This window comes from Endozoicomonas sp. ALD040 (assembly GCF_049275945.1).
Classification (GTDB): Bacteria; Pseudomonadota; Gammaproteobacteria; order Pseudomonadales; family Endozoicomonadaceae; genus Endozoicomonas_A.
This window is the reverse complement of the sequence record NZ_CP184829.1, coordinates 4,495,799-4,508,515: the sequence shown is the minus strand read 5'-3', so window position 1 is coordinate 4,508,515 and position 12,717 is coordinate 4,495,799. Positions and strand designations below refer to the sequence as shown.

At 48.5% G+C, this 12,717-nt stretch carries 12 protein-coding genes; 6 read left to right on the top strand and 6 right to left on the bottom strand.

The genetic code is table 11. The features are described 5' to 3' along the window. Nucleotides 1-8: 8 nt before the first annotated feature. Both ACOJUN_RS16855 and ACOJUN_RS16850 read left to right on the top strand, forming a co-directional pair. Nucleotides 9-926, top strand: a complete 918-nt coding sequence (locus ACOJUN_RS16855; RefSeq protein ID WP_422133079.1) for a DMT family transporter — start codon at nt 9-11, stop codon at nt 924-926. Continuing rightward, complete coding sequence (locus tag ACOJUN_RS16850) at nt 926-1,636, top strand: tRNA1(Val) (adenine(37)-N6)-methyltransferase (protein WP_422133078.1); 711 nt, start codon at nt 926-928, stop codon at nt 1,634-1,636. The genes ACOJUN_RS16855 and ACOJUN_RS16850 overlap by 1 nt, the downstream gene beginning before the upstream one ends. Nucleotides 1,637-1,854: 218 nt before the next feature. On the opposite strand, the gene ltrA is transcribed toward ACOJUN_RS16850, so the two are convergent. Then, nucleotides 1,855-3,162 (bottom strand): group II intron reverse transcriptase/maturase, encoded by a 1,308-nt coding sequence (ltrA, locus tag ACOJUN_RS16845; RefSeq protein WP_422132384.1) that lies wholly within the window; start codon nt 3,160-3,162, stop codon nt 1,855-1,857. A gap of 639 nt (nt 3,163-3,801) precedes the next feature. On the opposite strand from ltrA, the gene ACOJUN_RS16840 reads away from it, so the two are divergent. Next, the gene (locus ACOJUN_RS16840) at nt 3,802-4,197 is read left to right on the top strand and encodes a helix-turn-helix domain-containing protein (protein ID WP_422133077.1); all 396 of its coding nucleotides are present in this window, start codon (nt 3,802-3,804) and stop codon (nt 4,195-4,197) included. A gap of 56 nt (nt 4,198-4,253) precedes the next feature. Here ACOJUN_RS16840 and ACOJUN_RS16835 read toward each other — a convergent pair whose 3' ends face one another. The 4 genes from ACOJUN_RS16835 to ACOJUN_RS16820 form a co-directional block, all read right to left on the bottom strand. Then, nucleotides 4,254-5,993, bottom strand: a complete 1,740-nt coding sequence (locus ACOJUN_RS16835; protein ID WP_422133076.1) for a hypothetical protein — start codon at nt 5,991-5,993, stop codon at nt 4,254-4,256. A gap of 168 nt (nt 5,994-6,161) precedes the next feature. Next, entirely contained in the window at nt 6,162-6,827 is a 666-nt protein-coding gene (locus ACOJUN_RS16830; RefSeq protein ID WP_422133075.1) for an amino acid ABC transporter permease, read from the bottom strand. 68 nt (nt 6,828-6,895) lie between these two features. Continuing rightward, on the bottom strand, nt 6,896-7,711 hold the full coding sequence (locus ACOJUN_RS16825; RefSeq protein WP_422133074.1) for an amino acid ABC transporter substrate-binding protein: 816 nt from the start codon (nt 7,709-7,711) through the stop codon (nt 6,896-6,898). 181 nt (nt 7,712-7,892) lie between these two features. Beyond that, nucleotides 7,893-8,957: a methyltransferase gene (locus ACOJUN_RS16820; RefSeq protein WP_422133073.1), complete on the bottom strand. Its 1,065-nt coding sequence runs from the start codon at nt 8,955-8,957 to the stop codon at nt 7,893-7,895. Between the two features lie 228 nt (nt 8,958-9,185). Here ACOJUN_RS16820 and yciA point away from each other — a divergent pair, with 228 nt between their 5' ends. The 3 genes from yciA to ACOJUN_RS16805 all read left to right on the top strand — a co-directional run bounded on the left by yciA (nt 9,186) and on the right by ACOJUN_RS16805 (nt 11,598). After that, nucleotides 9,186-9,569, top strand: a complete 384-nt coding sequence (gene yciA / locus ACOJUN_RS16815) for an acyl-CoA thioester hydrolase YciA (RefSeq protein WP_422133072.1) — start codon at nt 9,186-9,188, stop codon at nt 9,567-9,569. A 10-nt stretch (nt 9,570-9,579) separates the two neighbouring features. After that, nucleotides 9,580-10,203, top strand: coding sequence for a uridine kinase (gene udk, locus ACOJUN_RS16810; protein WP_422133071.1), 624 nt, complete (start codon nt 9,580-9,582; stop codon nt 10,201-10,203). 357 nt (nt 10,204-10,560) lie between these two features. Further along, nucleotides 10,561-11,598: a GMP reductase gene (locus ACOJUN_RS16805; protein ID WP_422133070.1), complete on the top strand. Its 1,038-nt coding sequence runs from the start codon at nt 10,561-10,563 to the stop codon at nt 11,596-11,598. Nucleotides 11,599-11,849: 251 nt separating this feature from the next. Here the strand turns inward: ACOJUN_RS16805 and pflA are convergent, their stop codons facing one another. Continuing rightward, a complete protein-coding gene (gene pflA, locus ACOJUN_RS16800) occupies nt 11,850-12,581 on the bottom strand; it encodes a pyruvate formate-lyase-activating protein (RefSeq protein ID WP_422133069.1) in 732 nt (243 codons plus the stop codon). Nucleotides 12,582-12,717: the final 136 nt, after the last annotated feature.

The window sequence follows — 12,717 nt, the reverse complement described above, 5'->3', positions numbered from 1 at the left end:
GACACCCTATGTCTTCACAAATAAAAGCCTGCCTTTATGCTCTGGCCACTGCCCTGATGTGGTCCACCGTTGCTACCGCCTTCAAGCTCACTCTCGACCATCTTGATCCATGGCAAATGGTATTCTGGTCGGTGTTAACTTCGACCCTGCTTCTGGGTGGTTTTGTCATTGCCCAGGGCAAGTGGCCCCAACTGATCCAACAGGGCAGAGAGCACTTTGGACTTTACATCCTGCTAGGTTTTCTTAACCCTTTCCTCTACCACATCGTCCTGTTTGGCGGCTATGACCTGTTGCCCGCCCAGCAGGCTCAGGCACTGAATTACAGCTGGCCTCTGGCGCTCACATTGCTGGCTGTGCCGCTGCTGGGTAACAAGCTGAGTTTCAAGGATGGCATCTGTTGTCTCTTAGCCTATCTTGGCGTATTAATTATCAGTACCCGGGGTGAGCTGGAAAATCTCAACTTTGGTAGCCCACAGGGCGTTATTCTGATGCTTTCCAGCACCCTGATCTGGGCCTTGTACTGGATTTTAAACGCCAGAAATAAGGGTGACTCACAGGTTGGCCTGCTGTTGTGCTTTCTGTTCGGATTACCCTGGATCACGGTGGCTGTTTTCTGGCAGTCCAGTGTCTGGCCTATTCCTGTGGAAGGTCTCAGCGGGGCTTTGTATATAGGACTGGTCGAGATGGGATTTGCCTATATTTTCTGGCTCAAAGCCCTCAAGCTGGCAAAAAACACCTCAGTCATCAGCAACATCAGCTATCTCAGCCCTTTCCTTTCACTGATATTCATCGCCAATGTTCTGGATGAGAGCATTCATATTTCCACCTATGTGGGGCTGCTGATGATTGTTTCAGCCGTTGTATTTCAACAAAGAAAACCAGCGTCTGAAAAGCCTTCAGAAGCTCCTGTAGCGAGCAACCATTGATGGCCAGAAACAGTTATTTTCAATTCAAACAATTCAGGGTAGAACAGGGCCAGACTGCCATGAAGATTACCACCGACGCCTGCATTCTTGGCGCCAGAGCAGAGGTGGAAAACAGTCAATCCATTCTTGATATTGGTGCCGGAACCGGCCTGCTCAGCTTAATGGCAGCCCAAAGATCCACAGCCTGCATTGATGCGGTTGAACTGGACGATCAGGCGGCTATTCAGTCCCGGGAAAATTTCTCAGCCAGCCCATGGAAGAGTCGTCTGAAGTTACATCATTGCGCCATTCAATCGTTTATGCCTGAAAAACGCTATGACTGTATACTCAGCAACCCTCCCTTTTTTGAGAATGCCTTTAAAGCCCCCTGCAACAGGCGATCACTGGCACGTCACACAGACAGTTTGAGTTTTCTGGAACTGGCTGAAAATATTGACAGACTGATGTCTGAGGATGGCAAAGCCTGGATTCTGTTGCCGGTTGAATCCAGCCCAGTGTTTTTGGAAGCGCTCCACCAAGCCACAAACTTGAAGCTGGAGCGAACCCTGGCTATTCGCTCTTCTGACACCCATAAAAATCATCGTCACCTGCTGGTTCTGGGGCATTCCGGATCAAGACATAAGCTTGAGCAGATGACGATATACAGCGAGCACCCAGCGTACACAACTGAGACTATAGATCTTCTCAGGCCCTATTATTTAAAGCTTTAACTGCTTACTTCCTGTCGCGTCTGCAACAATATACAAACACTAGGAGCCTGACAGAGAATAGACTGCCCTACTGCGGCGGCAGCAAATTGGTCTGAAAATCCGCTTTTGTTCGTCAAATAGCTCGCTATTCACCGGGTAGAAGGAGCTACCAATTGTAGCTCCAACCCCCTCAGATCCCGGCGTGCGGATTTCCCGCACCGGGCTCTTCGATATTTGACTCACAGCACAGCCATGGATTTCATTGCCATAAAAGGCAGCATTATCCTCGGTTTCTGTAGCGGCAGAAGCTGCTTGAGGTTATGGTACTTTTCCCATGGAATCTTGCCTTTCCGGCATCGGCTACACAGCATCTTGTACCAGTAGCGGTCAACAAACCGGTAAAGCTTCTCCATACTTCGGAAGTTTCCTCCCAGACCGTAATACGCATAATGCCCTCTCAACCGTCGATTGATCGCTGTCACTTGTTCGTGCAGCGGTTCATGGCGTATTCGTCTCAGCAGTTCCTTCAGTTTGGCTATGCTGCGTCTTAGGCGGGATTTTTCCGTTCTCCTTCCCACCATGAAGTTTCCTTTCAGATTCCTTGTGCAGTAGTGCGTAAAGCCAAGGAAGTAAACCGTTTCCGGTCGTCTTCCCCCACGACTGGCAAAACGTCCGAACCTGACTAACCGGGTTTTATCCCGCTCCAGTTTCAACGCAAACTTCTCCAGTCGCTGTGGCAGCACATTCATGAACCGCTCCGCATCACTGCGATACTGAAAACACACCACAAAGTCATCAATGTACCTGATCAGCCATGCCTCGCCTTTTAGCCGAGGCTTGACCATGCACTCGAACCAGAGGTCAAGTACATAATGCAGGTACAGGTTGCTCAGAACTACGCTGATCGGCCCACCCTGAGGCGTACCTTCTTCACACTCTTGCAACTCCCCGGCCTCCATCACCCCGGCTTTCAACCAGCGCCGTATAAGGTTCAGGATTCTGGGATCACCGACCCGGTGTTCCACAAAACGAAGCAGCCATCCATGGTCAAGACTCCCAAAGAAGTTCTTCAAGTCCGCTTCCAGCACCCAGCTGACCTTTCGGCCTGAAACCACCTCGTTAAAAGTGGACAGGGCATGGTGCGCTCCCAGTCGTGGCCTGCCACCCATGGAACAGGGCAAAAAGTCCTGCTCATAAATAGCATTCAGCACATCAGCAACACTTCGCTGCAAAGCCCGGTCATTGATGCAGGGAACACCCAGAGGGCGCTTTTCCTTTTTTCCCGGCTTGGGTATCCATGCCCTTTTGACCGGCGGTGCCTTGTAGCCTTGCCGATGGATAGACGTCAGTGTCTGTTCCAACCACCGCTTAAAGTCTTTCTTTGTCTCTTCGACAGTCAGCCCATCGACTCCGGGCGATGTGTTGTGTGGAATCTTGTTCAGATTCATACACAGGCTCGCCGGGGTAATATGATGTGCCAGACTTGTAAAGCGAAGTTTCGGATAACTCCGGGCTTTCGCTGCTACCCTCTCCAGTCCCGTTGCCATGGCTGGTTTACCTTCTCACTGCGTAAAAGACCGTAACTCCCTCAGATGTGGAGCCCATGTTTCCCTGGAAAGGCTCAAATACCGCCAGCCGCTTCCCCATGTGACGGGCTCTCCCCGCCTCGGAGTACTATCAGCTGGTCTGACTTCCTGAACGTCATCAAGTCGTTCTTGCTTTACAGGCTCGTCGGACCCTACAGGCTCCGCCTGAACGTTCAGGATCTCCCTTGTTCACGTAAAATCATTCGATAACATGCCGTGGGTACGAACCCCGGAAGCAGTCGGGATGCCTTGTCATTAGCGGAGCTCCCGACTTCCGCTTTCCCCATTGAGAAAGAAGGTCAGCTACTTCAACCACGTTCAATTTCGGGGCTAATTATCCCTTAGCAGACGTTACGGCCTGTTATCACCCTGTCTACGCTTCGCAGTAGTCGTTACCTTCTACCACGCAAGACTCGGTACACGGCTGCCGACCACAGCTTTACCGCGATGACCATTTCAGGTCACAAGATTTTACGCGCTTGCAAGGCGCAATCCTCACAAAACCGAATTTCCATCCTCAATTTTCTGCCGTCCTCGCTACGGGCGCTATTCTCTGTCAGGCTCCTAGAGAGAAGGGCTTCGTCCCTCCGGAGTTTTGAAATGGCTGAAATATTGAATCACGAAGGAAAACCAGCTTTCGTTGTTATGCCTTACAATGAATATCTGGCGATGTTAGAAGGGATGAAAGACATCGAAGACTCTGAAGCCTTCAGAGAGGCGAAAGCAGATCTCCTCAACGGAGAGGATGAGATTTTGCCTGATCAGGTCACAAACAGGCTCATGAACGGTGACAACCCCGTTACCGTCTGGAGGGAGTACAGAGAGCTTAGCCAGAAAGGGCTACATGAAAAGTCAGGCGTATCGGCTTCCATGATCAGTCAGATCGAGAGTGGACAAAAAACCGGGTCTATAAAAACTATAAGGAAGCTATCAGAGGCTTTAAATATCGATGTAGACGACATTGTCGCTTATCAGAAAATGGATAAGCAATCCTGAAAAAAACGACACCTATAGGTCAGGTGCCGTTTTTTTTGTTTGTTCTTTGAACAGGGCTAGAAAGTATTTCTATTGTTTTGGGAATCTTTTTCAGAGCTCTGGGATGGATCCTCTGATTCACTCGTATCTGGCTCTCCAAAGGCTTCCCATTTATTACCAAAGCCTGGTGGCGGTGGCACTGGACTGGATACAGGTGATCCCGTATCAGTCGGCCACGGAGCCAATTTAAACACCGCTGAAGGAGCCTGTTGTTCTTGTAAATCCGAAAGAAATGGGTCAGTAGATGGTATTGAAGCGACTCCCGTAAAACGGTTATTCACTGCCGGTTGTATAAGGGGAGGAGTCTGACCAAAAGGAGGAATGGGCATATACTCCGGGTGCTCAGCCGTACCTTTTTCTGTTCTGGTCACTGATTCTTCCAGTTGCTTAAAGCTATTGACACCGTATCTGGCCTGGGCCTCTTTCGTCAACACATCCAGGTTGTAGCCCGGGTGTTCACCCAGTCCCAACTCTTCACCATAACTGGAGAGGAAATCGACCACCCGGCTTGTGCTGTCAGCATCCTTGGTTGCAAACCTTCTCAGTTTTGACAGTGTTTCCTGGAAACTTCTCAGGTGGTGATATTCCCACATTTTTTCTGAATCAAAACTGCCAACGCCATTTTCTTTATCGATATCAACCCTGATTTTATCAATCTCAGACTGAACGTCACCGGCAAACAGAGACCAGTCATTGTGCATGAGTCGAACAGCTTCCAGTACCAGGCGGTCTTTATAGACGGGCTCACCCTGTGGCCAGTTTTCTTTGGCTGCACACATATAATAATCCAACCCTGGTAAACGCTTGGAGTAACCCGCTTCTGCTGTGGCAAATTGAAGCTTGTCAGTACCCCAGATCATCTGTCTGTTACGCTGGGCTCTGACCAGGGTATTGTGTTCTGAATGCTCATCAGGATTATCAACAAAGGCAATAATGTCTTTGTAAACTCTGTTTCTGTACTTATCACTGATCTCTCTGATCCGGGAATCAATATCCAGACGATCCTGAGTCACACTGGCGATATTATTGGTGACACCCTGAACAAGATTGAAGGCATTACTTTTCTGTAAGCCCTGAGTTTTCACGTGAACCCTGATGGCATCGCGAAGGGCAGCCTCAGTATCAAACTGGCCACCCAGCTCCTTATACTTGAGCTCTGTAGCCATATGCCTGAGGTAAGCCAGACGGGATTGCGATTTATCCAGATTTTCCTTCAGTTGTTTGACTTCAGTACTCTCTTCCTCAGTCACCTCGGTAGGGCGTCTCAGCATTTTGTCATTAAGCGCAACTCTTGCCTTGGCAAAGGCTTCAAGATCGATTTCAAACTGTTTATCAGCTTCTTTTAGTGCGTTTGATTCAACCTTAACCAGGAAATCAACAGTCGTTTTGCTACCTTCAGAGCCAACCTCTCGAGACTTCACCTCAAAGCCAGCTTGCTTCTTGAGAAATTCTGACTGATCAGGGCTTAGAGGAATACCTTCTTGACTCTTTGCCTTGATACGGTTCCCCATCAAGGCTTCCTCAGCCCTGATCTGGACAACCCTTCTGGCAGTAATACGAACTCTGGGGATACGATCTGAGATACCGTGGGCAAGACGTTTGGCATGGAAGGCCGCTATTTTCATTCCCTGAACGAAACGGCCCCAGTTTTTAACCAGCACTTTTTTAGGGTGCAATGCCTTGACTTGCTGTGACACTTCACTCTTGAAATGTGCAAGCCGGGGTACCAAGGACTCTATACGTGTTCTTAAACTCATCCTGACCTCTCCATGGTCAAACGCGGTCATAACTTTTCGTTAGTATAGGAAAAAATTAGAATGAATAACGCCGATATTAGTAGAAGTCAGAATAACAACATTATAAATTCAGAATCACCGCAGAAGAGAGGCGGGTGCCGTAGATTCGGCATCCGCAAAACAGAACAACTAAATGTATGCTCGATTGAGTCTTGCTTCAGCCCACTTCTGGAGCCAGGTGCATACTAACACCACTCCCCAGTAAATCAGCGCAACACTGAGGTAACTTTCGAAAAAGCGGAAGCTACTGGCGGCCTCCATCTGGGCACGGGCCATGATCTCAACAACCCCCAGAGTAAAGGCAAGTGATGTGCTCTTGAGCAGATCAATCCCATTGTTCATCAATCCGGGAAAAGCCACCCTTGCCGCCTGAGGAATAACAATTCTTCTCATGCCCTCGGCCCGGGTCATACCGACACTCAAAGCAGCTTCCATCTGCCCCGCATGGACACTAATAATCGCTGCCCTCATGCTTTCTGACATATAGGCAGCAAAATGCAGACCCAGACCGATGATCACAGCCACTATGGCAGGCATACCTGCAAGAGCAGGTACCAACTGTGGCAGGCCATAGTAGAACAGGAAGAGCTGAACCAGCAGCGGCGATCCCCTGAAAAAAGAGATATACAGGTCAGCCAGATGGTGAAGATAAAAGGGCCGGGCAATTTTTACCAGAGCCAGAACAAGACCCAGAGACAGAGATAACACCAGACCACCCAGTGTCATAAAAAACGTCGTATCCAGATTCACGGCAACTGTCGGAAGCATTCCGACAGTGTATTCAAAATCCATCATTCAAATGCCTGTAGCTGACTTCGGAACAAACGGGCCAGTATTCCAGAGAACAGTAATGGATGAAAGGTTTACCCTGCAGGTTTAACAGTAATGTCTCCACCGAACCATTTACCGGAAATAGAAGCCAGAGTTCCGTCTTCAGCCATGACAGCCAGAGCAGAGTTCACTTGATCCCTCAGAGCCAGACCCTCTTGATCATTGACGAAGGGCATAGCATTTTTCAGGATCTCAATCGGCTCACCGGCTAACTTCAGAGGCAAATCAGACTTATCAATCAGGGCCATTACGCTGACACGATCCATAACAAAAGCATCAGAACGTTTAAGCACAACATCTTGCTCAATGCCGGTATCGTAGGTTACCACATTGATTTTGTTCTCTGGATCATTCTGACGCAGGATCGCTTCAAAGTTAGAGCCCAGATTCACAGCAACTCTCTTGCCTGCCAGATCATCAACTGACTTAATATCATTGTTGTCTTCGTGGACTACTATCTGGGCACCGTCGTAAACATAAGGCTCGGAGAAAGCATAACGTTCGGCGCGGGCTTCAGTCAGCGTAATCTGGTTGGAAATAGTGTCCAGCTGACCTGCTTCCAGCATGCCAAACAGACCAGAGAATGGTGCCGTAACAAACTCAACATCTTTATTCAGGCGACTAGCGATCTCCTTCCAGAGATCAACTTCAAAGCCTTTCAGTTCACCCTGCTCCATAAAAGTGAACGGGTAATAGGTGCCAGACATACCGACTTTAACGACAGAAGACTTAACTTCATCATTGCCTGCCTGTGTCTGTGCAGACTGATCATCAGAGCAGCCAGCCAGCACCACAGACATAGCCAGAGTGACGGTGGTTATAGCTTTTTTAAATGTAAGACCGAACATGAGTGTCTCCCTAAGAACAGCTGTGGGCAATGTGCTCAACCACTCATTTAATCTAATGAAATGTGGTCCTGAAGGCTGCTTGCCCATAATCAGGAGCGCAGATTATCAGCGTCACCAATTATAACTGAAATAACATTTTCATCAGTTTTTATGTGAAAATGTTATATAAATATTTTTGCGATCAGCGCTTGAAAGCCTGATAGATTGAGAAACCCTTTTTTACGACAAGTGTTTTACAATCTCCGAAAGCCTGTTTGATGATCGGCTCATAGCGGAGGAAGCTGTTCGCCACAATTCTCAGCTCCCCTCCTTTCTTTAGCAGGTCAACAGACCGGGCAAGAAACTGTTCCGTTACTGCATAATGAGTCTTGACACCCTGATGAAATGGAGGATTGGAAACGATCAGGTCAAACTCACCAGTGATTTCAGATAAACCGTCGCTGGCGATCACGTTAAAGTGCCTTACGTTATTTTCCTGCAGGGTACGGGTTGAACTTTCCAGAGCCAGAGCATCGGAGTCTACCAGAGTATAATGTCCGTCGGGGTTCAATTGCCCCAGAAAGCCGGCTACCACTCCGGCACCACAGCCAAAATCGAGAACACGTTCGGCCGCGCAGTGATCAAAGGTATCCAGAAGTGCTGCAGTACCCACATCAACACGTCCATGACTGAATACACCAGGTAGAGAGAATAACGGCATAAATGTATCACGAACTTTAAGTTCATAGGCACTGTAATAATCCGGCCTGGAGAATTCAACGCCATTGTGCAGATAGCCTGAAGCTTCAATTAAACTGCAATGACGGGCATTATCCATGTTTTTGACTTCAGAAAAGTTCTGCCTGAGTCGCTTGCGCCAGGATTTTATGCCTTCACTGTTTTCGCCCGTCAGCCAGACGACAGCGTCTTCTTTTAACAAAGGTGCAATCATCGCCAGCCAGAAATCCATCAGAGGTTTGCTTTTCTGCAGAAAAATCAGCACGCCATCAAAGTGGCCTGCTGTCGATTCGACCACAGAGCCATAGTGAAGAGTCATCTGACTGCTTGCAGACCAGTCCTCTTTAACGGCCCTGTAGACTGAAAAGTCTCGAGCCAGCCCGTAAACTTCTTCTGCAATGCCTTCCTGAAGAATTTCTCTTCCCAGACCATCAGCAGGCATACCCAGCACGAGCATCTTATCGCAGCTCAGCCATTCACTGTTACGAACCACCAACTGGCTTGGGTTAGAGAGAACTCGAGCGTTCATAGCATCCTTCAATCAAGCAAATAAAATCACAGCACAGAATAATATTCTATTAATGAGAAAACGTCATAAAAACTATGACTTATTGATGGGCCATCAACTGGCCAAGAGGCTGGCTTTCCAGACTTGATTGACTTGTGCAAGTACATTTTCTGAAACTACCGATTTACATGATCTTCTGTGGCTTTTAGCATTTGAGCCAGATTTTTTTGTGCTCACTGGAGACCCCTAATGCCCGAGCCACAGGGAGAGCTTATGCTCAGAACCCTCGCCATGCCTGCAGACACCAACCCCAACGGCGACATTTTCGGTGGCTGGCTAATGTCACAAATGGATATTGCCGGTGGTATCGCTGCCAATCAGAGAAGTCACAGCCGAATTTCTACTGTAGCCGTTGAATCTATGTCATTTCACCATCCGGTCAATGTCGGTGATGTAGTCTGTTGTTATGCTGAGGTCATTCACGTTGGCACCACTTCTATGCGGATCAAGCTGGAGGTCTGGATCACGAATATGCCTTTTCATCAGCAACGCATCAAGGTGACGGAAGGCGTCTTTACTTTTGTAGCCATTGATGAACAGGGTCGCCCTCAACCTGTGGATAGAGAAAAATAACGGAATATAAATGCTAAAACAAAAAACCATTCTGGTCGGCGTTGCCGGTGCCTCTGCTTCCGGTAAAAGTCTGCTGGCCAGCACTCTGGTCGAAGAACTACAGTCTCAGCACGTTTGTGTCATCTCCGAAGATTCTTACTACAAGGATCAGACGCACATGGCCATGAAGCAGAGGGTTCAGACTAACTATGACCATCCCGAGTCCATGGACCATGACTTGATGCTGGAGCATATGAAGCTACTAATAGAAGGTCAGACAGTGGATGTGCCGCTATACGATTACACAGAGCACAACCGTAAAAAGGAAACCCGCACAGTCCCTCCTGCCCGGGTGGTTCTGATTGAAGGCATTCTGTTGTTTACCCGTCCGGATATCCGTGAAACCTTTGATCTTCGTTTCTACATGGACACGCCACTGGACATCTGTCTGATAAGACGACTGAAGCGAGATATTCTCGAACGGGGCCGTGATGTTGATTCGGTCATCAGACAATATCTGGAAACGGTTCGCCCGATGTTCCTGCAATTCATTGAGCCTGCCCGCCAGCATGCTGACCTGATCATTCCCCACGGTGGCAAGAACAGAATTGCCATTGACCTTATCAAAACCAAGATTCAGGATCTGATTGATTAATTCATGCCTGTCTACACTCTGTTTTCAGGTCTGCTATTTTATAAGTCAGATCCTGATTTCAGGCAGGGCATAGCCCTTCTGCCGACACTCGTGGGCGAGACCGTCCAGGCGGTAAACCAGCCATGAGCGAAAAAAAACGTTTCGCAAATTCAACCTTTGACCTGAGTACCTGTTTTTGTATAATCGACCGGTATAGGCGTAGAAAGTGCGCGCGCTTTCCGGGTCACCGGTATCTCCTCATAGGTAGCCTCCAAAATCCTGCCGCTTGTACACTCTCCCTTGTCATCAATCTGTCGAAGACTAAATCCTTAACCGTAAATTAGTCTTTAACCTGTAAAAAGGTCTAACGGGAAAGTTATGCGTGTTGAAGCTGATATCAAGCTGGGTTTTAAAGATGTTCTGTTCAGACCCAAGCGTTCAACCCTGAAGAGCCGCTCCCAGGTAAGCCTGGAACGCACCTTCAAATTTGTTCACACCACCCGGGAATGGACTGGTGTCCCTGTCATTGCTGCCAATATGGACACAGTGGGCACTTTCTCCATTGCCCTCGCTCTGGCCGAACACAAGATGCTGACTGCAGTGCACAAGCATTACACCATTGAAGAATGGGGTGCATTTCTGGACAATGCACCCGCAGGTATTGAAAACCATATCATGGTAAGCAGTGGCACATCCGATGCCGACTTCACCAAACTCAACGATATCCTGGCGCTGAACGACAATCTTCGTTTTATCTGTATTGATGTTGCCAATGGCTACTCCGAACACTTTGTTCAATATGTTTCCAAGGTTCGTAACCAGCACCCTGATAAGGTCATCATTGCCGGTAACGTAGTCACCGGTGAAATGGTCGAAGAGCTGATTCTCAAGGGTGCAGACATTGTCAAGGTAGGCATCGGACCAGGCTCTGTATGCACTACCCGTGTCAAAACTGGCGTGGGCTACCCACAACTGTCTGCAACGATAGAATGCGCTGATGCAGCTCACGGTGTTGGTGGTCAGATTATCTCCGACGGTGGTTGTGCCTGTGCAGGCGACGTTTCCAAAGCCTTCGGCGGTGGCGCTGACTTTGTCATGATTGGCGGCATGTTTGCTGGTCACGACGAGTCCGCTGGTGAAGAGGTGGAAGTAGATGGCGAGAAATTCAAACTGTTCTACGGAATGAGTTCCGAGACTGCCATGGACAAGCACTCTGGCGGCGTTGCCAACTATCGCGCCTCTGAAGGTAAAACCGTTAAGGTGCCTTACCGTGGCCCCGTTGAAAATACTGTCCAGGACATCCTGGGTGGCGTTCGCTCAACATGTACTTACGTAGGCGCAGCCACCCTGAAAGAACTGACCAAGCGAACCACCTTTATTCGCGTTCAGGAACAGGAAAACAGAGTCTTTAACTAGCAGCCTGTCGGACTTAAGACTGTCCTACTGCGGTTGCAATAAATTGGTCTAAAAATCTCTGTTTCTTCGTCAAATAGCTCGCTATTCTCCTCAGAAACAGAGATTTTTATCCTCAATTTCTTGCAATCCTCGCTACGGACGCTTAAGTCCGACAGGCTGCTAGACTTCTATGGCCTTCCCCCTTTCGGGCAAGGCCACCCCCACCTTATGCTCCTTCTACAACCCCGATCCAATTGCTTGCCGGGAAAGGTTTAGTAGGCCGCCACGATCCCCCTCGAAGTAAACTCATCCCGGATCAGATCAAGCTGCTCTTTAGTAGGTGGAGTCACCTTTTCCAATTCATAAGTGTCGTTCAACAAATTCCATTTATGGACCCCAAGACTGTGATAAGGCAGTATTTCAACCTTCTCAATGTTTTTCATGGGCTCGATAAACTCAGCCAGCATAGCAGCGTACTGAGGGTCGACTGTGTAACCATCGACTACGACATAACGAATCCAGACAGGCTTTTTAATCTCTGCCAGATATTCAGCAAAGTGCCGGGTATGACTGCCGGTGACATAGGTCAGCTTATGATGCATCTCTTCATCCATGTGCTTAATATCCAACAACACCAGGTCGGTATTATTTAACAGACGAGTAACATCATCGTTAATGTGCTTGGCAAAGCCATTGGTATCCAGACAGGTATGAATCCCTTCCTGACGGCAGGCTTCAAACAGGTCAGCAACAAATTCAGCCTGTAAAACAGGCTCACCGCCGGTGACGGTCAGGCCCCCTGAAAGAAAGCTTTTAACTTTTTTGATTTCCCGAAATACCTCTTGGTGGCTTTTCAGCTCCCCGCCTTCACGAAGATCCCAGGTGTCCCGGTTGTGGCAATAGCGGCATCGCATCAGACAACCCTGCATAAAGACCACATAACGAATACCCGGGCCATCTACGGTTCCAAATGAATCCATAGAGTGAACACGCCCAATTGCCATAACTGACCTCATCTCAAAGATGACAAATAGCGAAAATGCAGACCTGCAGCAAGTCATCCCGGATAACGGATTTTAAGAATAAAAAGCCGTAAAAAGAAGGCCGACACAGAGCCGACCTCTTTCACTCAGCACCCAA